At 67.9% G+C, this 21,196-nt stretch carries 12 protein-coding genes and 1 pseudogene; 4 read left to right on the top strand and 9 right to left on the bottom strand.

From position 1 onward, the window contains the following. The first annotated feature begins 814 nt into the window (after positions 1-814). Together wecB and ET989_RS11885 are read left to right on the top strand one after the other, a co-directional pair. Complete coding sequence (gene wecB / locus ET989_RS11890; protein ID WP_241656331.1) at positions 815-1,972, top strand: non-hydrolyzing UDP-N-acetylglucosamine 2-epimerase; 1,158 nt, start codon at positions 815-817, stop codon at positions 1,970-1,972. A gap of 1 nt (position 1,973) precedes the next feature. Next, positions 1,974-6,386 carry a glycosyltransferase gene (locus tag ET989_RS11885; protein WP_206662334.1) on the top strand — a complete coding sequence of 1,471 codons (4,413 nt, stop codon included), beginning with the start codon at positions 1,974-1,976 and terminating at the stop codon, positions 6,384-6,386. A gap of 32 nt (positions 6,387-6,418) precedes the next feature. Here the strand turns inward: ET989_RS11885 and ET989_RS11880 are convergent, their stop codons facing one another. From ET989_RS11880 to ET989_RS11870, 3 genes and pseudogenes are all read right to left on the bottom strand, one after another. Continuing rightward, positions 6,419-6,916 (bottom strand): ATP-grasp fold amidoligase family protein, encoded by a 498-nt coding sequence (locus ET989_RS11880; RefSeq protein WP_131169240.1) that lies wholly within the window; start codon positions 6,914-6,916, stop codon positions 6,419-6,421. Positions 6,917-7,001: 85 nt separating this feature from the next. Continuing rightward, a pseudogene (locus ET989_RS11875) lies at positions 7,002-7,388 on the bottom strand (transposase); the annotation flags it as partial. Between the two features lie 142 nt (positions 7,389-7,530). After that, positions 7,531-9,756 carry a DUF6270 domain-containing protein gene (locus ET989_RS11870; protein WP_131169238.1) on the bottom strand — a complete coding sequence of 742 codons (2,226 nt, stop codon included), beginning with the start codon at positions 9,754-9,756 and terminating at the stop codon, positions 7,531-7,533. Positions 9,757-9,902: 146 nt separating this feature from the next. Here ET989_RS11870 and ET989_RS11865 point away from each other — a divergent pair, with 146 nt between their 5' ends. Next, complete coding sequence (locus tag ET989_RS11865; protein WP_165490157.1) at positions 9,903-12,593, top strand: heparinase II/III domain-containing protein; 2,691 nt, start codon at positions 9,903-9,905, stop codon at positions 12,591-12,593. Here ET989_RS11865 and ET989_RS11860 read toward each other — a convergent pair. From ET989_RS11860 to ET989_RS11845, 4 genes are all read right to left on the bottom strand, one after another. Then, positions 12,586-14,052, bottom strand: coding sequence for a hypothetical protein (locus ET989_RS11860; RefSeq protein ID WP_131169233.1), 1,467 nt, complete (start codon positions 14,050-14,052; stop codon positions 12,586-12,588). The two genes, ET989_RS11865 and ET989_RS11860, sit on opposite strands and share 8 nt — an antisense overlap. 89 nt (positions 14,053-14,141) lie before the next feature. Then, a complete protein-coding gene (locus ET989_RS11855) occupies positions 14,142-15,020 on the bottom strand; it encodes an ABC transporter ATP-binding protein (protein WP_131169231.1) in 879 nt (292 codons plus the stop codon). Then, positions 15,004-15,819: an ABC transporter permease gene (locus tag ET989_RS11850; protein ID WP_131169229.1), complete on the bottom strand. Its 816-nt coding sequence runs from the start codon at positions 15,817-15,819 to the stop codon at positions 15,004-15,006. Before ET989_RS11850 ends, ET989_RS11855 begins: the two co-directional genes overlap by 17 nt. 62 nt (positions 15,820-15,881) lie before the next feature. Further along, a complete protein-coding gene (locus ET989_RS11845; protein ID WP_131169227.1) occupies positions 15,882-17,618 on the bottom strand; it encodes a glycosyltransferase family 4 protein in 1,737 nt (578 codons plus the stop codon). 108 nt (positions 17,619-17,726) lie between these two features. Between ET989_RS11845 and wecC the strand changes: the two genes are divergently transcribed. Further along, positions 17,727-18,935, top strand: coding sequence for a UDP-N-acetyl-D-mannosamine dehydrogenase (gene wecC / locus ET989_RS11840; protein ID WP_241656330.1), 1,209 nt, complete (start codon positions 17,727-17,729; stop codon positions 18,933-18,935). On the opposite strand, the gene ET989_RS11835 is transcribed toward wecC, so the two are convergent. Both ET989_RS11835 and ET989_RS11830 read right to left on the bottom strand, forming a co-directional pair. Beyond that, the gene (locus ET989_RS11835) at positions 18,936-20,177 is read right to left on the bottom strand and encodes a glycosyltransferase (protein WP_131169223.1); all 1,242 of its coding nucleotides are present in this window, start codon (positions 20,175-20,177) and stop codon (positions 18,936-18,938) included. Positions 20,178-20,278: 101 nt separating this feature from the next. Beyond that, positions 20,279-21,049 carry a DUF2157 domain-containing protein gene (locus ET989_RS11830; protein ID WP_131169221.1) on the bottom strand — a complete coding sequence of 257 codons (771 nt, stop codon included), beginning with the start codon at positions 21,047-21,049 and terminating at the stop codon, positions 20,279-20,281. Between the last annotated feature and the right edge of the window lie 147 nt (positions 21,050-21,196).

Here is a 21,196-nt window from a genome sequence, read left to right as displayed (position 1 = left end):
CAGGAACGGGCTCACCCAGCCGATCCTACCCTTTCCTTAGTGCCCCCACCGAGCCAACCAAAACCCGCTGACAAGCACCGATGATCACCGACCCCGTGAATTCAGTCACGAGGTGTGCAAGTCAGGTGGTACAACCAAGGCGCCTGCACGGCGAGAGCGGTTACCTACCCCCGGCCGAATATGAGGCAAGGTTCTACGATCAACCACGAGACAGCTCAACCGAGCTCGTCACAACAACCGGGAGCGTCTAAGAAACACGGGGCGATGCAGGTCGCCGCGTGAGTGTCAACCCCGACGACGTAGCGGTTAGGTGTCGGCCACGGTGGCAGGCAGACTGGACATGCGATGTTCTCCTCCCTGATCGGGCTTGGCGTCGTGGCCGGCGTCAGCCCCGGGGAGAGTCACGACGAGGCAGGCCTGTCATGAGCCACACAGCAGGGACGGCATTCCCATGTGGTGGGCATGCTTCTGATCAACGCCATCGTTGTGGGCCAGGTCGGACGCCGGCACCCCGCACGCGCTGGACAGATCCCGGGCAGGACACTCCGCGAGGGTCAGGCGATTCAAGAGTCACAGCGAGCACCCAGTGACAGCGCCAGCCCTGCCAGCCGGCCCCAGGCCAGCCACAGCGAAGACTTACAGGGGATTCGCAGCGGTCCCCGTGTCGGTCACGACACCCTGCCTTCCTCACCGGGCCTCCCCGGCGTGTCGGGCCAGTCCGCCACCCACCGTTTCCCTGACACTCCCGCGAGCCATCCACCGATACCATCAAGGGGCGTTGTGTATCCCGAACTAGTGCGGCGCAGGGGGAATCGTGAAGAAGCGCGTGATGGTGATCTATGGCACGCGGCCGGAAGCGGTCAAGATGGCACCGCTGATCAAGGCACTCCAGGTGTCGGAGGTGCTGGAGCCCATCGTCGTGTCGACCGGACAACACCGGGAGATGATGGATCAGGTCAATGCTTGGTTCCAGATCCAGCCTGACCTAGACCTCAACGTGTTCAAAGACGGCAGCACGCTCAACGAATTGGCTGCCCGCATCCTGAACCAACTCGACCCGGTGCTCGCGCAGCACAAGCCGGACGCGGTCGTGGTCCAGGGCGATACAACGACGGTGGCGGTCGCCGCGGTTGCCTGCTTCTACCGGCTGATTCCTGTCGTACACCTCGAGGCCGGACTGCGCTCCGGTGACATCCACTCGCCCTTCCCGGAGGAGGCCAACCGCAAGCTGGCTGGCCAAGTCACCGCCCTGCACCTGGCCCCTACCTCGGCCTCCATGGCCAACCTGATCCGCGAGGGCGTGCCGCACACTTCTATCGTGGTCGCGGGTAACACAGTCGTGGACGCCCTCAACTGGACGGTCGCCCAGGACGTGACCTTCGCCGACCAGGTGCTCGCCCGCGAGTACGCGGCCGAGCGACCGATGATTCTCCTGACGACCCACCGACGCGAGAACTGGGGCGAACCCATGCGACGTATCGGTGCAGCCGTCGCCGAGATCGCCCGACGGTACCCGAGCCACCTCGTGGTCTTCCCCATGCACAAGAACCCTCTCGTCCGCGAGCAGGTGCTGCCCTCGATCGAGGGGCTCGAGAACGTCCACGTCACCGAGCCGCTCGACTACCCGGAGTTTGTTCACGCCCAGAAGTGGGCCTGCCTGGTGTTGACTGATTCGGGCGGCGTCCAGGAGGAGGCGCCGAGCTTCGGTAAGCCGGTGCTGGTGCTGCGCGACAACACTGAGCGCCCCGAGGCCGTGAGCGCTGGCACAGTGAAGCTCGTCGGTACGACGGAGGAGCGCATCGTCGCCGAGACCGTCCGCCTGCTCGATGACGAGGGCGCCTACAACAAGATGGCCCAGGCCGTGAACCCCTACGGTGACGGCCGAGCGGCCGAGCGAAGCGTCGCCGCCATCGCCCACCTTCTCGGCGTCGGCCAGCGCATCGCCAATTTCCAGCCCACGGGTGGGTGGTGACGTGCATCCCGAGGAGGTACGGGATGGTGGCGAGCAGTCGCGGCTCAGGGAGGAGTACCTGACCGCGACTCCAGAGCGGTTGCTCGTGCTCTATAGAGGCTTGCAGGCTCGCCACGAGAAGCAGGCGAAAGCAGCTCAGGATGAAGCGGCCCGAGCGGCGGCCACGATCAAGGCACTCAAGGCCGCCGAAGCCGCCCAGAAGCGCACTCTCGGCAGCCGCACGGCCGCACTCGAGGCGTCCCGCGCCGAGATCAAGCGGCTCAAGGACGACCTGAAGCGCGTCCGTGGCTCGCGCACCATGCGCATCGGGCGCGCAGCGCTGGCGCCCCTCCACCTGCTGCAGGGCGCGGCCAAGGGGCGGGACAGGGGGGCGACACCGGCCGCGCCGCTACCCCTTCCTGCCTCGCCCGTCGCCCCAACCCCCGTGGCGAAGCCAGCCAGCGCCATGTCGCTGGCCGAACTCGAGCAGCTCTTCCAGGCCAACCCCACCACGCAGACGCTCACCTGGCTCACTTCCCGCCAGTGGTTCAGCCACGGCCTGGTGCACGAGCCGGCCGGCGTGCTCAGCCAGCACCCCGAGCTCCTCGACGCGCTCGAGTCCCGCGACCGGCGCACCGCCGACCGCATCCTCGGCACGGCACGCCTGCTGGCCAACCTGCCCCAGATCCCTCCCCGCAGCCGCGGCGCGGCCTACCTGCCCGAGCCCGGCCGCGTCCTCTACTGCGTGCACTCGACGCCGGCCTACTCGTCCAACGGCTACTCCACCCGCACCCGCGGGGTCGCGCGCGGCATGGCCGACGCGGGGCAGGACGTCACCGTGGTGGCACGGGTTGGCTACCCGTGGGATTCGTCGGTGGACCGCAAGAAGCCCAAGGCACGCCGCACCACCAAGCAGGTGGATGGCATTACGTACGCGCACATCCCGGGGGCCGACCTCAACGCCACGCCGCTGGATCGCTACCTGCAGGTCGCAGTGGACGCCTTCGTGCGCGAGGCGCGTCTCACGCGTCCGGCCTTCATCCAAGCGGCCTCCAACTACCTGACCGCCCTCCCGGCCCTCATCGCCGCGCGACGCCTCGGCGTCCCGTTCGCCTATGAGGTCCGCGGCCTGTGGGAGGTCACGGAAGCCTCGGCGAAGGATGACTGGGAGCACTCCGAGCGCTTCCGACTCGCCGTGGACCTCGAATCCCTCGTGGCCCGCGAGGCCGACGTCGTCTTCGCGATCACCGAGGAGGTCGCGAACGTCCTGAGAGAGCGCGGCGTCGACGCAGAGCGCATCGTCGTCGCGCCCAACGCCGTCGACCCTGAGGTGTTCCTCCCACTCCCGCTCGACAAGGCCTACGCCGAGCTGCGCCAGATCCGCACCGACGTGCCCGTGGTCGGCTTCGCCGGCAGCATCGTCGACTACGAGGGACTCGACGTGTTGCTGGAGGCGTCGGCGATCCTCACCGGGCGCGGGGTGGAGCACCAAGTGGTGATCGCCGGCTCCGGGCCGGCCGCCGACACGCTCAAGAAGCAACGGGACACCGTGGGCGCCTCCAACGTCCTCTTCTTGGGCCGCCTGCCGATGGACGAGATGCCCCGTCTGATGAGCACCTTCGACATTATGCCGTGCCCCCGTCGGTCCCTCCCCGTCACCGAGCTGGTGTCACCACTCAAGCCGCTGGAGGCGTTCGGGTGCGGCAAGGCCGTTGTCCTGACCGACCTGTCGCCCCACCGCACGCTCGCCGGGGAGGGGGGCGAACGGGCCCTGCTCGCCCCGGAGGGCGATGCCCAAGGGTTGGCCGACGTGCTGGAGCGCCTGCTCACCGAGCGGGACCTGCGCGCCGACCTCGGCCGCGCCGCGCGACTGTGGGTGCTGGAACAGCGGACTTGGTTGAAGGTGGGCCAGAAGATGGCGCACGCCCACGCCGCAGGGGCAGAGGCCCACGCACGGGCCACTCAGGGGCCTGCCCGCGCGCTCGCCGACCTGAGGGTCGGGATCATCGCCGACGAGTTCACCACCTCGACGCTGGCCGCGTCCGTCCAGCTCGTCCCGATCGACCGGACCACCTGGCGGCAACAGGTGGCCACCGAACAGCTCGACCTGCTGTTCGTCGAGTCAGCGTGGAAGGGCAACGACGGCGCTTGGCTTCGTGGGGTCGGGCACTACTCCGACGAGGAGAGCGCCGACATCCGAGGATTGCTGTCCGCGTGCCGCGAGCGGGGCATCCCCAGCGTGTTCTGGAACAAGGAGGACCCGATCCATTTCGCGCGGTTCCGCGCGACCGCGGCCGCCTGCGACCACGTGTTCACCACCGACGCGGACATGATCGAGCCCTATCTGGCGACCGAGGGCGGGATGCTCGCCGCCGCGTCGAGCCTGCCCTTCTACGCCCAGCCGGCGATCCACAACCCGCTGCCGTCCGAGCGTCCGTACGAGGCGACGGTCGCCTACGCCGGCACGTACTACGGCGAGCGGTACGCTGACCGCTCCCGCGAGCTGGACGTGCTGCTGGACGCTGCCCTCGACACCGGCCTGACGATCTACGACCGCCAGCTCGGCGTGCCGAACTCGCCGTACCACTTCCCGGTGCGGTACGCCGCCAACATCCGGGGGGTGCTGCCCTACGACGAGGTGATCCGCTCCTACCGCACCCATCTGGCGCACATCAACGTCAATTCCGTGATGGATTCGCCGACGATGTTCTCCCGCCGTGTCGTCGAGATCGCCGCCTGCGGTGGAGTCGTGCTGTCGGGCTTGGGGCGTGGGGTGGACGAGACGTTCGGCGGCGCCATCCCGACCGTCGCCGACCCGACCGTGGCCCGGGCCTACTTCCACGCCTGGAGCACCGACGCGACCCGTCGCGTCGAGGAGCAGTGGCGCCAGCTCCGCACCGTCCACCGCAGCCATACCATCGACACCGCCCTGGCCCTCGTGGCGCGCACCGCGGGCATCCCGGCCACGGTCGCGCGGGCGCCGCGCTACGCTGCGGTCGTCGCAGCCCGGGACGCCCAAGCACTCGACAGCCTGCTCGCCCAGTCCGTCCGCCCCGCCGCCGTGCTCGTCGAGGGCGAGCTGGACGCCGTCAGCGCCCGGCTCCCCCACGGGGTCGCGGTGCTGCCGGTCGAATCGGCCGTGCCGACCGACGTAGACTGGGTGGCCCAGTGGACGGGCGGATTGCCGCGTACGCACGCGGAAGACCTGCTCATCGCCGCCCAGTTCGGTACGTGGGAGCGCATCACCGCGCGGCCGGCCTCATCGTCCGACGCTGGAGCCCCCCTGCTCACGGTCGGCGACACCCCGCGTCGACAGGGCGACTTCGTGCGCGCCGGCGCGTTGGCCACCGGCGACGATCTGGGCAGGGTCACCGAGGCCGCAGGTCGGGCGGCCGAGTGGCTGGTCGCGCCGCGCCCCGCACAGGGTGAAGATGAGGGCGGGCTGCCCGCCTCGGCGGTCGAGGGGCCCCGCCGCATTCTGGTGGCCGGTCACGACCTAAAGTTTGCCCGTGGGCTGATCGCGGAACTCGAGGCGCAGGGCCACACGGTCCTGATCGACCAGTGGCGCGGCCACAACCAGCACGACGAGGAGGCCTCACACGCGTTGCTCGCCCAAGCGGACGTGGTGTTCTGTGAGTGGGGACTGGGCAACCTGGTCTGGTACTCGCGTCACGTCGCCGACCACCAGCGCCTCGTCGTGCGTGTTCACGCCCAAGAGATCACCCTGCCCTACCTTGCGCTGGCGAACCACCAAGCAGTCGATCAGTACATCTTCGTCGGTGAACTGATGAGGCGGGCGGCGGTCACGAGCCACGGCGTTCCGCAGCACAAGGCGCGCGTCGTACCCAACCCCGTTGATGTGGAGGCACTGACGCGTCCCAAGGAGCCGGGAGCGGAGAGGAACATCGGGTTCGTAGGGATCGTGCCGCGAGCCAAGCGCTTCGATCTTGCGTTGGATGTCTTGGACGGATTGCTCAAGCACGACAAGCGGTACCGGCTGTTCGTCAAGGGCAAGTTGCCCTCGGACTACCCATGGATGAGCGATCGGCCGGATGAGATGGCTTGGTACGACTCGCAGTTCGCCCGCGTGGACCAGATGCTGGCGGCGGAGCCTGGCTGCATCGTCTTCGACGGTTTCGGCGATAACATGGCGGAGTGGTACAGCAAGATCGGCGTGGCGCTCAGCGTGAGTGACCATGAGTCCTTCCACCTGACGCTGGCCGACGGCGCCGTCTCGGGTGCGCTGCCTGCCTCGCTGGCCTGGCCCGGATCCGACCTCGTCTACCCAGCGGAGTGGCTGAGCCCCACCGTCGACTCGATGGTGAGGCGGATCCTGACGACGAGGCGCACGCCGCACGCCTACGCGACAGTTGCGGCGGACCGATTCGCCAGCCCGCTAGTCCTCGACACCCTGAAGGAACTCATAGTGGGCTGACTCGGCCGGGGCACTCTTCGCGATCCCGCGAGCTAAGACGCGTGTCGGAGGAATGCCTCAAACCTGCGTCCCTGCAGGAGGTCTTCGAGGAGTCGACGCTCGGCGGCCAAGAACCTGTTGCCGAGCCGTACGTCCCACCTCCGGTTCAGAAGGTGGGATCCTCCTGGCTTTGGAGTGATCTTATTGAAGACTGGACCATCGGGCGAAGCGAGGAAGTCGACCCGGACGAAGGGGGACGGCACTTCGGTACTGATCCGAAGAGCAGCTTCCACATAGGTTTCCGGAATTCCATGACCGGAGAAAAGTTGGTCGGTGTACTTCCCGGTCTGGACCCTCTCGCCGCCCGCATCGTACCAACACCGTTGAACGATTGGGTGGCGCGTGGTCTCCAACATGAGCGGGATCTGGCCGTAGAAGCAGTAGAACTTGAGGTCACGAGCTGGCTCGTCGGGGGCGTGGTCGCTCATCACCAAGCGTTCGACGATCCACAGATCAGAGGCCACCTGTCCCGAAGCGATGAGCTCCTGCATCCGAAGCCGTGTCTCGGCCGCATCGATGGATTCTCGCGCTGCCAGGTCCGTGACGTGGTCCGCATGAACGAGGAATACCGGCTCTTCACGAAAGAGAGTGGATGAGGGGTCGGAATCCGCCTGCTTCGAGGAGTGATCTGAGCCGGTAGTTGACGAGGTTGCGGAAGCCGAGCGCGATGCCGCGGAGGTGTTCGAGCCGGCCGTTGATGGCTTCGGTGGGTCCGTTGCTGGAGCCGGGGTGGTCGAACCACGCCAGGATGTCGTCGCGTCGCTTTTCGAGTGTCCTGCCGAGTTGGGCGAGCTCTTCCAGCCCGGCCGGGACAGCGGTCTTGATCCGGTCGATGACCGAGGTGAGCAGCTTCTTCCCGACGTCGGCGTCGGGGTGTCGGTAGGCGTCGATGATGTCTTGGTAGGTCAGCCAGGTGACCTCGAGGGGGACTGCTTCATCGATGGCCCACAGTGCTGACAGGCGGGCCCGACCCCAAGAATCTGCGGGTGGACGTGCCGGTCCCGTCGGGGGTGTCCCACCGACACCTCGCAGTGGTGGGGTCGAGCGTGTACTTCCCCTCCGGCGCTGAGTTGAGGCGGATCACGCGCGGGTGACCCGCGGGGCGTCACGGCACGGACACCGCGTTCGTCGAGAGGGTGACCTGCTCACCGTTCCGACGTCGCACATGGACGCGCGCACGGTAGGTGCCGTGAGCGAGGCCGGCGATGGTGTGCGCGTCGTCCTTGATCCACGCCGTCGACGCAACACGTTCCCGGTCGCGGTACAGGTCGATCTTCATGGCGCCATGGGTGACGCCGTGGAGTTCCACCACAATCGTGGATGCGTTCACGCTGGCCGTGGCCACGGCCTCCGGTGATTCGACGGGTCGAGAGATCGACCCGCGCCCAAGTGGGCGCCGCAGCAAGGCCGCACGTTCGAGGCGCGGATCGACAATCGCGTCCATGACGTGGCCAGCGACATTGAACACCTCTCGCGCAAGGCGGATGTACGAGTGCTCGTCGTAGTGGAACGGTGCGGGGCCCCATCGGTGCAGCAACGGTGATGTCACATCCGTGAGCCCACGTCCCACTACGGGGACGCGCACCGTCTCGGACGCCAATCGCACGTACTCGGCCAGTATCCCGTTTCCCGTGGCCGCGTCCACTCCAAAGCTGAGTGGAACGTCGTCCGCTGGCAGCGTCATCCCAGCCCACGGCGGCGCGACCAGCACGGTTCGTTCCAGCAGTCCCAGCCCGTCCAAGAGCTCGCGCCATCGGGAGAGGGCGGCCATGAACAGATCACGATGTTCTCTCGAGCCATAGGGGATGTGCGCCCAGCCCTCTGGGCTCTTGGGCCCGGACACTGCACGGATCTCGACAGAATCAGTGGTCAGGTGGCCTTGTGGATTCTGCAAGAGCCCCAACCGCTCATCGGTCAGGTCCCACAGGAGCAGGTCAGTGTCGTCGCGGCGGTCGCGGAGGACCTGCTCGAGCCCCGAGGCGGCGTCCAGTTCGAGCATGCGGCGCTGGAATCGACTGTGGAGCAGGGCGGGGTCGATGGGCGGGGGTCCACCTGGCGAGAAGGCAGAGACGAGGCTCTGGCGGGCGACGTAATCCACCAAGCGGAACGCACGCGGCTCAAAGAACTCGAACAAGTCACGAGCCACGCAGCTGCCGTAGATGAGGACACCAACGCGGTCGTCGCCACCCGCCACAGGACCGCTCGCCGTCCCCAAGAAGTGACCGAATCCGTCATGGATCCGCATGGTGATGGACGTGTCGTCCGACGTGGCCGGAGTGCCCACCAAGCCTCCAGGGGAGAGGTCATCGGAGAGGGACACGGCCCGGGCGTCCTCCACCCCCTCGATCGTCCTCCAGCCGAACACCCGCACCTGTTCCAAAACTTCGGCCGCCTGCTCCGACAGGTCGCGAGGGAGGTTCCCGAGACCATCCACCGGCGCTAGGCCTGCCTGCTCCATAGCGTCGATGGTGTCTGCCACCGTGACCGTTGTGCGCATCAACGAAGAAAGGGCCGTCACCAAGAAGGGCCGCAGCGGGGAGCCTCGGCCGCCGCGCGCCTCGTTCAGCCACACGATCCTGTCGCCGCTGGCCCACCGGTTCGCACCGGTGGGCTGGAAATCGGAGCCGGCTAGGAAAGGCGCCATATGGGCGGCAACGTGCCAATCGGCGGCGTTCTGCGAATAAAGCATGCGCCGCACCAGCGGGTTGGTGAGAATTTGGCTGCCCGTGACGGCATGCTCGATGCCTCCCGCGCTGAGCACTGCCTCCCACGCGTCCTCGCCGAGACGGGTGAACGTCGACACCGGTTCGCCCAGCGCGACGCTGAGGTACTCCAGCAACGGGCCGCGGGAATAGTTGAGCATGTCGGTCTGGGGGTCCCAGACGAGCAAGGAAACCGGCACAGTGGCGTGCGCAGCGTGGAAGAGGGACGCAAAACCGCCGCCGCCTCCGCCCACGAGCAGGAGTTCGCTGTGGTAGCGCGTCCCGATGGCTTGGATGAGTTCCGAGACCATCCGTTGGACCCCGGAACCGGCTCGGCCCCCATACCACCCCAGTTTCAGGTCGTGATCGTGGTTGAGGGTGGGGTCGCTGATGGAGATGAACGGTGTGCCGACCTCACGCGCGAGATCCCCTCCGGAGAAATAGGGACCCGGGCGGCCCTGGCGCGTCGACACCGCTCCCGCGAAGAAGACCGGCAGCGCCCGGTCGCTCTCAGCGTGCCCGACCGACGCGCCGACCAAGACGTCCACGTGCGTGTCGGTGCCCAGCCACACCACGTGCACGCCAGGGTGCCAGTCGCCTTCGGCGAACGCGTCCAGCGACGACCACACTCGCGGAGGTTGACCGTGACCCGTGTAGTCAGCGTCCGTTGGAATGCCCGCCATGGACCCATCTTGCCGCACGGGAGGTCAGCGCCCGTGGTCGAACGGGCGCCTGTGCAGCGACAATGCGCCCGCGAGCAGGCAGAATGGCATGCATGCAACAATCCGGCTCCGACGACGGCGACCACCATCTGATGACGCGGATCACGGAAGAGCTCCGCCAGGTCGTGACACGCCGCCTTCCCCGAGGAGACTCGGCATCCTCCGCGGCGAAGGTCAAGCGCTTCCTTCAGGAGGGCGTCATCGAGTCGCCGCGCAACGGTGACCTCGACTACAGCGGCGGGGCACTCTGGGAGGCAACTTCAGACCGTTCGCGTGACCGGTTCGTCCACGCGTTCCTGTGGCTGACGGATTGGCCCGCGACCGTCCAGAAGGATGCTCGAGCGGCCAGAGCGGCCTTCGAGCAGACCATGTCGTGGCGACGCATGGCTCGGGAGTGGCGGGACGATGCCGGGAGCCTCGCCTTCCACGATGAGACGACAGCCCAACGGCTCATCATGCATCTTGCCGTCATGGGCGGTCAGCGGGAGTGGCTGGAGCACTCCCAGATCGTTGAACTGCAGGCCTTCCTGGACGAGACGGCCGCATTGTTGCTCGACGACACCTTCCACGCGGGGTTGAACAACCACGGCATGTTCCAGGACATCGCGGTGGTCGACTGGGCGGCCATGGCTTCGTGGGTGGACGAGGACACCCGCGGCCGCGCGCTCGAGGTCGCTGTCGGACGCCTGAACGCGTACTTCCGTCACGCATTCACCGCAGAAGGTGTGCACGTCGAACATGCGCCGAGCTACCACCTGATGGTGGTCAAGCAGTTGTCCGCCCACCTCGAGGTCCTGCGCGCCGTCGATCACCCTTCGCTACCGGAATTCGAGCGGCTCCTGGCAAGCACGGTCGCCTACGCGACGCACGCGGTGACTCCCCAGGGCAGCTACCCGCCGATCAGCGACACCACGGTGATGCCCTTGGCCGGTCAGGCAGGCTCCCTCGGCGACGCGGAATTCGACTTCGCAGCCACGGCGGGTAGGGCCGGCCGCGAGCCATCTGCGCGCACCATGGTGCTGCCGGAATCGGGCTATGCCATCCACAGGAGCGCTTGGGCGGACCCGGATGCCACCTTCGTGTACTTCAGCTGCGCCTACAACGACGCCTATCACAAGCACGCGGATGAGAACGGCCTCTTCCTGCGTCACAAGGGCCTCGACCTCATCAGCGAGGCGGGGCCGTTTGGCTACAACTACGAAGATCCCCTGACCCGCTACGGCTACTCGCAGTACGCGCACAGCACCCTCGTGGTTGATCGGGCCAGCATTCCTCGCCATGGAGGTCCCAAAACGGCGGTGTCGATGCACGCGCACGCTCATTCGGGGCCGGGGTTCCGGGTGACGGGGCGCAACGAGCGCATGGCGGGTGTCGTACACGATCGGACCGTGCAGGTGACCGAAACCGATGGGTTGCCCCGGATCTCCGTGCGGGACGAGATCGCATCGGGCATACGCCACCACTACGAGTTGCTGTGGCACGTGGGGCCTGGTCTCGAAGTGGTGCTGCACGGGCACGGGTACGAGTTGCACAGGGAGGGCGTCAAGGTGATGGACGCCTTCTTCTCAGCCGACGTGGCCCTACGTGTGTCGCGCAGGAAGGGCGTCGGCGGGAGAACCCCCGAGGCATGGCGCTTCCCGTCCATGGGGCAAGCCGAGCCGAGCGACGTGGTGGTGGTCGAGTTCGAGGGCGAGTCGTGCTCGGTGGCCACTGAGATACGCCTCGCCGACTTCACCTATCGCGACCGCAAGGTCGGCGGGAGAGACGGATGGCTGCGCTCAGAGGGCGAGGTGGGCCTCAACTACCTCAGGGTGGCCGGCAGAACCCGGGACAAGCTGGTGGTCGCGTTCACGTCCCTCCACCAGGTGGGCGATTTCACCTACAACTACAAGCCCACCCTCGATGCGGCGCAGGTCGAGGCGCTCTACATCCTGGACGACTTCGGTGACCAAGGGTCCTACTACCTCCAGGACCACGGCGATCGCCGGATCTTCAGGTCCGTCCAGGCACTGATCCGCGCTGTACTCAAGGAGTTGGCTCTCACCCCCGATGACCTCGTCTTCGTCGGTTCATCCAAGGGAGCGACTGCGGCCCTGATCCACGGGATGTCGATCGGAGCAGGCAGCATCTTCGTGGGAGGGCCCCAGACGCGCATCGGCTCCTTCCTCGCCAAACCGCACCCCAACGTGCTCCAGTTCATGACCGGTGGGACGTCGGAGGAGCATGTACGAGCGCTCGACGCCGTCACCTTCGACATCGCGAGAGACACCATCGATCAATGGAGGGACTCAACCATCACGGTCTTAGTCGGGGATCGGGACCACCACTACAAAGGTCATGTGCTGCCCTTCACCGAGCACGTTCGTGGCCTCGGCGCAACGATCGACCTGGTCACGCTTCCGGGGCACACCCATGGGACATTCGGACCCGCCTACCGGGACGCGCTCGCCACCTACCTGTCGTCCACGGTGGCAGGGACAGGCAGCTCGTCTGGCCGGTTGGTCGTGTCGGCGTCGGCCGGCCCGGGCGAAGTGGTCGGCTTGGTGCTGGACGGGGGGTGGCCCCAATACGCCGCGCGCCTCTTCCGGGGGCCCGAACAGGTGGCGGCCCTTTCCTACGGGCCGAGGCGCCCGCTGACATTCACGGGATTACCAGCCGGGCGGTATCGGGTGCGCGTCTTCGCTCGATCCGAAGCAGGCCAGCCGGCCGCCGCGCAAACGACGGGCTGGGTGGAGGTCAGGTGAGCGCCTTTCCTTCGATGCGATTCGGCAGGAAGGACTGCCGTAGCTGGACGCCGGCGCGAGCCATCTCCAGCACCCGCACGCCGGGCACGCGTTCGGCTGCGTAGGTCAGCGCGTTCTGGTCGACCATCCAGCTGTGTGTTTGCTGGAGCCAGTGGTAGAGGTAGTCCTCGACAGCCGCAAGGAACTCGTCCGTCCTGGGCCCGGGTTGCAGCCGGGTATTGCCCGCCAGGTAGCGCTTCCACGGCATCAGTCCACCCAGCGAGCGACTGATCGCCATCGCGATGTCGACCTGACTGAAGGCCGCTTCATGGGCGGTGATGTCCGCCGTCGGGAAGAGGTCAACATCCTGGATCCAGATCGGACCGCCGCACGCGGCTGCCAACTGCCGCGCGATCAGGTACCTCGCGCTGGCGTAGTACGACGTGGGCGTGACGACCCACTCCGGCAGAGAAGCCCACGAGTATCGGAACTGCACGGGTGGGCCACCGCCCCGGACCGTTGCGATGTGCCTAGCCAGACCGTCGAGGTGTTCAGCGGTCTCGGCGCATGCTGCGAGATCACCGACGACGTGCAGGTGGTAGGTCAGCTCGGGGAACAAGCCGGCGTAGAACAGCACGCGGGGGGCGTACTTCCGGATGAACGCGGGATCCGCCGAGTAAAGGACCGTCGCAAGGCCGGACGGAGCCGTTTCGTCGGCGGGGCGCAGCCAGTTCAACGGGGCGCGTGGATGACTCTCGTTGTTCGGGACCACCCCGTACGTGCTGACGCCGAGGTTGGTCGTCATCTCAGCGGCGATCCGCTGAGGGGGCAGCTCGCTGTCGCGCACGATCTCGGCGCCGGCCTCTCGGCCGTCGAGGAGAGCCACCACGCACACGTGCAGGACATGGGCGCCAACGAGCGTGGGGTACTCGGCCCAGCGCTCCGCCAAGACCCTGAGGCGCGCGACGGCTTGCTCGCCGACGCGCGCGGCGCCCGTCTCGGTGAGGGACACGACCGAGTCGTGCCCGAGAACCTCCTTCAACTCGAGCAGGCCCGCAAGGTGCACCAACTGACTCGTGAGCACGGAACCGTCGTCGAGTGACCGTCGGGCTGCCAGCTCTTCGAGGAGGCGATGCAGCACAGTGCTGGTGCCGGGGCGCCCCTTGGCTGCCTCCCCGCCCAGGTCCGTGGACAGGCGGCTGAACCGTCGGTTGCTGTCATCGAGGTCGATCCAGCGAGCTGCGTCGGCACCACCAACCAGGTCGGCGAAGTCGGCCTCGCTCATGTGCGCAGCGGGTTCGAGGAGCCGGGAGAGGTGCCGGTGCGCTCGGCGCGGTGTCTCCGGCCGGAGCCGGGTCAGCAGTTCTCGCTGCCCGTAGTCGTCCTCGTCCCACACCGACACGGTGTTGTGCGGTTGGAGTTCGCCGCCGAGCAACTGGCGAGTCAGGCGCAGGGGCGTCCCCGGTTGCAGGCGCAGCACGCGCCGGGAGATCGAGGTGGTGCCATGGATCTTGAGCGTGTAGCGGTGGCCCGGGCGGGTCCACCGGATCGGGAGTCTCACGCTGACGTTCATGTTTGTGCCCGGAACCTGCCACGCGCCAGAGCCAGCAGTTCATCCGCGAGAGCCGTTTCGTCCTGGGCCATGTTGTGGGCCCACCATCGGTAGGCTCGCGCGACCTCGACGGCTGGGCCGTCGGTGATCAGTTCGCCCTCGTGCAGCCAAATGGCACGCGTGCACATCTTCTCGATCGTCTGTGCTGCGTGCGAGACCAGGAAGATCGTGCCGGCCTTTGCGCGCAGCTCGTCGATGGTCCGCTTGCTCCGGGCTGTGAAGGCGGCATCGCCGGTGCCGAGGGCCTCGTCGATGAGGAGGATGTCGGGGTCGGCCGCCGCGGCGATGGCGAAGCGCAGGCGGGCACCCTGCCCCGAGGAGAGCGTCGACATGGGGCGGTCGATGGCCTCCCCGATCCCTGCCAGGCGGATGACGGCGGGCATCCGAGCGCGCACTTCGTCGGGCTGGAACCCGAGCGCCAACAAGCCCAGGCGGACGTTGCGTCGTCCCGACATGGCGGGCAGCAGGGCGGCGTTGACGCCGAGCAGCATCGGCGTGGCGGTTGCGAGCACGCGCCCGGACGCGGTGGGCTCCACTCCCGCGATCACCCGGAGCAAAGTGCTCTTCCCTGAACCGTTGGCGCCGACGATGCCGACGTGCTCGCCCTCGGGGACGGTGAACGAGACGCCCTTCAAGGCCTCGACCTTCGTGAAGGCGGTGAGCCCCATGCTGAGCTGTGCCTGCCCCACCCACCGGCGCCACCCCTGCAGGTCGTCTGCGTTAGATGTCTCCGAGCGGTAGGTGACGGTGACGTCTTCCACCACGACGGATGGGTCGCCGAGGACGACGGAAGCGGGCGGGGGCAGGGAGTCCAGGATGTCATCGGCGTCGGCCATACTTCACCTCCGCAGCCCAGAAGTAGACCATCCCGACGACTGACAGGACCAACGCCCACGCGGTCAGGGTTGCCCAGTGCATGGTGTCGGGCATCGTCGAGTACAGCAGCGCATCGCGGTACATGGTGAGGATGATGTAGATCGGGTTGGCCTCCAGGATGGGTCTCGACCATGGCAGCGCCTCGGCGAAGCGGTCGATCGGGATCATCACGGCGGAGGTGAACATCAAGAAGCGCACGACGTAGCTCAGCAGTTGGCGGACGTCCGGGATCAGTGCCCCCCATCGGGCCACGATGAGGGAGAGCCCGGTGTTGAGCCAGGTGTGCATGAGGAAGAGCAGCGGCAACATGACCCAGGATCCCGACACGACGCCGGGCCCGGCCGTCACGAGCACCAGGAGCACCACGGCCACGAGGACGGGGATCGTCGAGATCGTCTGACGCAGCGCGTTGGCCAGCGGGAGCGCCGCGCGGGGGAAGGAGAAGGCCTGCACGAGGGCCTTCCCGTCATGGACCGAACTGGCGCCCGCGGTGATGCACCTTGAGGTGAAGCTAAACATCAGCACACCGATGACGAGGTAGCCGGTGTAGTTCTCGATCCCCCTGTTGGCCCGCAGGATCACGCCGAAGATGAGGAGGAAGACCAGCCCGTCGAGGATGGGCTGCAGGATCATCCACAGGTTCCCCAGCAACATCCCCCGGTGCTGGTGGGTGGCCGATGACCACGCCTGCATGGTGATGAAGTGCCTCCGCTCACCCAGTTCCCGCAGGTACTCGCGTAGTGGCGGGCGACCGCCCACCTGATGCAACTCTGTGCGCTGGATGGCCCGTGCAGGTCGGTATGCCGAAGTCGCCGTGACGTTCACCCCCTCAACTGCTCATACGTCCGTAGGAGCGTACCGGCACCGGCCTCCCAAGTCCTCATTCGCACAGCCTCGCGGCCGACTTGTCCCGACTTGCCGCGGCGTACCGGATCCTTGACAAGACCGGCAAGGGAATGGGCGAGGGACGCAGGGTTCTCGGGTTCAGAGAGGGCACCGGCCAAGCGGTCCGCCAAGACTTCTCGGAGCGCGGGTAGGTCTGACGCCACCACGGGGCGAGCAAGCGCCATGGCCTCAACAGGCTTCATGGGTGTGACCACGCGGCACACGGGTGTGTCCTTGCGTGGCACGGCGAAGATGTCCAGCGCTTGGTACCACCGCGCTGCAGCGTCCGTCGTCACGCGTCCAGGGAACACGGCGACATCCGCAAGCTTCAGAGCATCGGCCAATGCGATCAGGCCCGGTCGGGCGACCCCGTCGCCGACGATGAGGGCCCGAACGTCGAGTCCTTCAGCCCGGAGGAGGGCCACGGCCCGCAGCAGGTCGTCGATGCCCTCGTAGGCCACCAGCGACGAGACGGTCCCGACCCACACGCCCTCGGCCGGCAAACCCAAGCCTCGACGTGCATCCGCAGGTGGCAGCTCGTGCCTCAAGAGGTTTGGATCGATCGCGTTGGGAACGATCGCTATCCTTCGCCCTTCCACCCCGCGTGCGGCCAGATCATCCGCCTGGACCTGAGAGAGAGCGACCACGGCGTCCGCCGCGCTTGCGAGTTCAGCCTCCTTGGCCCGCAACCACCGGACACGCTCGCTTATGGTGGCGGCCTCTCGGTACACCTCCGGCCGCGCCGCCACCCACGTCAGCTCGAGTTGGCCGCGCATTTCGTACACCCACGGGATGCCTAGCGCAGCCGCCAGGGCTTGGGTCACCAAGGCGTTGGTGTAGTCGGTGGTGGTGTGCAGGATGCTCGGCCTGAAGTCACGCGCGATCGGGATCAGGGCGTTGACCTGCTGGGTGAGCCGATCGTCCACATCGCGTGCCAGACGGCCGGTCCGGAGACGGCGGTAGGTGACCCCATCAATGACGTCCCGTTCCGCGGCACCAAGCAGCCCGACCGTAGTCGGGTATCCGATGCGGGTGACCCCCTCGACAGTGATCCCTGCGGCTTGTGAGGCCCGGAGGAGGTGGTGTGTGCGGTTCGTGTAGCCCGAACGGGTGTGGGGGAGCGAATTCGTGAGAATGTGGAGAACCCGGATTCCCTCGGCCGGGCCGTCCCAATCCACGGCGGGCACAGGCAGGCGAAACCCAGGCTGGAGCGTGCGGTACTCCGACCGGAGCTTGCGTGACGCAGGGGTGTCCTTGTCCGAGAGCGCTGCGATGGCTCCTTGGAGGTCTCCCTCCTGCTGGGCCACCCATTGCTTCACCGAGGGGGACGCGGCCACCTTCGGCTCGAGGGCGTCCAGTGCCCCGACCTGAACGGCGAGCCGGGTGGCGAGTCCGTCGCCCCACCTGGTGCCAGAGACGCCCCGCTCCCGGAGCAGGGCAGCCGTGCGTTCGGGCTGGTCGGCGATGAAGGCTCCCACCGCGGCGCCGAGGCCGGCATCGCCGGCCAGTGTGGACAGGGCGGCACGCCGAGCCGGTGCGAATCGGCGAGCGGCCTGGACGGTGAGCCACAGGGGGTCCTCGCGGGACATCCGCCAGCCGGTGCTCGCGAGGAGCAGCACGTCCTGCCAGCCCACCACCACTTCCACCTCCCGACGTACCAGCACGGCGTGCACTCGTCGGTGCTGGCAACACCGTGAGTCTGCCACAATCGGGTCACGGAACGCGCCACTCGTTGGCGCCTGTCACAGCATGATGGGAGAAATCCAATGGGACGAGTGTGCGTGGTGGGTCTGGGGTACATCGGCCTGCCGACCGCGGCGATCCTGGCCAAGAACGGCGTCGAGGTTGTGGGCGTTGACGTCAACCCGAAGCACGTCGACGCCGTCAACGCCGGGCAGCTGCCCTTCGTCGAGGAGGGCCTCGGCGAGGTCGTCGCCGACGTCGTCGCCAAGGGGCTCCTGAGCGCGCAAGCGACCACGCCGCCGGCCGAGGTGTACATCGTCTCCGTGCCCACGCCTTTCCGCGAGGAGTACAAGGTCGACACCAAGTACATCGACGCGGCGACCGACGCGATCATCCCGCAACTGCAGGGCGGTGAGCTGCTGGTGCTGGAGTCCACCTCCCCGCCCGGCACCACCGAGCACATGCGTGACCGCGTGCTCGCGGCCCGCCCCGAGCTCGAGGGCAAGGTCGACTTCTCGCACGCGCCTGAGCGCGTCCTCCCCGGCCGCATGATGGAGGAGATCGTCACCAACGACCGGGTCATCGGTGGCATCACCCCGCAGGCCGCCGAGCGGACGCGCGACCTGTACGCCACGTTCTGCACGGGCGAGCTGTTCCTCACCGACGCCCGCACGGCCGAGCTGAGCAAGCTGGCCGAGAACTCGTTCCGCGACGTCAACATCGCCTTCGCCAACGAGTTGTCGCTGATCTGCGACCAGCTCGGCGTCAACGTGTGGGAACTCATCGAGCTCGCCAACAAGCACCCGCGCGTCAACATCCTGCAGCCCGGCCCCGGCGTCGGCGGTCACTGCATCGCGGTCGACCCCTGGTTCATCGTCTCGTCGGCGCCCACGCTGTCGCGCCTGATCCGCACCGCCCGCGAGGTCAACGACGGCAAGCCCACGTGGGTGATCGACCAGGTCCACAAGGCCCTCGCGGAGCAGCCCGGCGCCCGCGTCGCGGCGCTCGGCCTCGCGTTCAAGCCCGACATCGACGACCTCCGCGAGTCGCCTGCGCTGAACATCGCCGACCAACTGGCGACCGAGCTGGGCGAGGACGCCCTGCTGGTCGTGGAGCCCAACGTCCCCGAGCTCCCCGCCCGGCTCGCCGGTCGCAACATCCAGCTCGTGGGTCTCGACGAGGCCCTCGCCCAGGCGGACCTCGTGGTGTTGCTGGTCGACCACAAGGAGTTCAAGGAGCTCCCGGCCGAGCGCCTCACCGGCAAGCGGGTCATCGACACCCGCGGCACCTGGCGCGACCTGGCCTGATCAGGCCTCGCGGCCCTCGACGACCTCGGTGAGCACGTTCTCGAACGTGTGGCTGAGGTCCTCGGGGGTCAGGTGTTTCCGCACCCAGTGCCGACCGCCCAGCGGCACGTGCAGGCAACTGCGGTCGGTGGCCAGGATCGCCCACAGGGCCGCCAAGGCGTCCACGTCCTCGGGCGGCACCACGTCGCCGGCCGAGTAGTGGTTGACCAGATCGGCGGCCTCGCCGGCCACGCTCGCCGTGATGTGTCGCCCGGTGAGCAGGGCCTCGTAGAGCTTTGAGGGCACCGTGTCCTTCATGGACTCCCAGTCCCGCAGCATGACGAGGACGGTGTCGGCCCAGCGGTAGTGGTCGAGCACCTCGTACGTCGGTACGCGGTCGACGAACTCGACGGGGGCGTCCTCGAGGCGGGCGATCTTCTTGGCCGCATCGAGCTGCGGGCCACCGCCCACGATGCGGAAGGTGAGGTTGATCCCGCTCCGCTTCGCGTGCGCGGCGGCTCGAATGGCCGTGGCCAGCAGCTGCGCCCGCCCGACGTTGCCCATGTAGAGCACCCGCAGCTCGTCCTGCTGCAGGGGGACGCGGCGTAGGGCGTAGGGCCATTCCTTCGATGAGGTGTTCCGGACCGTCTCGACCCGCTTGGCCCCCTGGCTGCGCAGCCGCAGCGCCAGCCGCTCCGTAGTGACCACCACGGCGTCCGCCTTCAACCGCAGGGTGTGGATCAGACCCGCCACGACGTACTTGGCGACCGGGAACATCGCCTTCTTGACCGGGTGGAGCGGGCGCGGGCCCTGGCCGTCGTCGTTCCACTCCCGCCAGTCGTCCATCAGCTCCGGCCAGGCGTCGCGCAGGTCGAGCACGAACGGCTTGCCCTGGGCGCGGGCGACCAGCCAGCCCAGGGGCGCCAGGACGAGGCTCGGTGCGGAGGCGACCACGACGTCAACATCCTTGACGGCCATCGCCTGCCGAAACCCCCGCATGGCAGCCAGGACGTCAGCCACCGCACGGGTGGCGAGCCCCTGCCCGCGGAGCACCGGCAGCACGGGGTGGAAGACCACCCCGGGTGGCGGGGGGTCGGACTCGAAGGCGTGCTGCAAGTTGCCCAACTGGCGGGCGGTGGAGAGGAAGGCCACGACCTCTATGGTGTGGCCGCGCTCAGCGAGGAAGGTGGCCAGCCACGCCCAGCGGGAGGAGAACGTCGACCTGCGCGGAGGGAAGTACTGCGCGATGACCAGTACGCGCATGTGACCGAACTCCCCCCGGATTCTCGACCGTGAATCCCCTGCCGGGGAGAGGCTAGCCGACAGATATTGGGTGCTGCCAACCGGCACGCGGGCCGCCTGCGTCAGGCCGCGCCGGTACCCGGAGGCTGGTACGGCGGCGGGACGGTGACCCGCGGGGGCCTCGGCTCCACCGGGTCCTGGGTCGGTGCCGGGCCGGTCGTGGGTTCGGGATCGCTCGGGGGCACCGGGTCGGTGGTGGGGGCTGGGCCGGTGGTGGGTTCGGGTTCGCTCGGGGGCACCGGGTCGGTGGTGGGGGCCGGGTCGGTCGTCGGGGCCGGGTCGGTGGTGGGGGCCGGGTCGGTCGTCGGGCCGGGGTTGCCGGCCGGCGGCTCACTGGTGGGCGCGGGGTCCTGCGGGGCCGGCGAGGTGGGCCGTGACACCGGCGGCGCCACCGGGTTCGGTGCCTGCGCGGGGCGGTTCTCCGTGGTGGGGCGCGTCGCCGCCTGAGCACGCGGGGTGGGCGTCGGGGTCTCTGACGCTGTCGCCTCGGGCCGCGCCTTCGGCACCAGGGGATCCAGTTGCTGGAACACAGGCACGGTGGGCCGCGGCACGATGGGACGGTACGGCAGTTGCTCGTCGGGCAGCACCGTGGGGTTCTGGCCCAGTGCGATGCCGCCACCGGTCATGGCGAGGCCGACGACCAAGGATGTGGTGCCCAGCACCTGCAGCCGCTTGTCACGGCTGATCCACCACACGAAACCCGCCACGAGGGTGACCAGTCCGCTGGTGAAGAGCGCGAACCAAGGGCCGCCCACCCAGGCGGCCACGAGGAAATACGCGACAAGGGCGCCGATGATGAAGCGCTTGTCCTTCAGGAGGCGGGGGACCGCCATGGGGGCATTCCTTCCTCGCCTGTCAACCCGACAGGCCGGGGGTTGGGGCTGGTGGGCCGGGCAATATCGTACCTCAGCGTCCGGAAATACCCTCGTTGAGGGTTGAGGGTTGCACTAGCGTGGGGGAGCCACACGATCGGAGGACCC

It is taken from the genome of Propioniciclava sinopodophylli (assembly GCF_004324755.1).
Taxonomy (GTDB): domain Bacteria; phylum Actinomycetota; class Actinomycetes; order Propionibacteriales; family Propionibacteriaceae; genus Propioniciclava; species Propioniciclava sinopodophylli.
The sequence above is the reverse complement of the archived record's forward strand: the minus strand, read 5'-3'. Positions and strand labels throughout refer to the sequence as shown.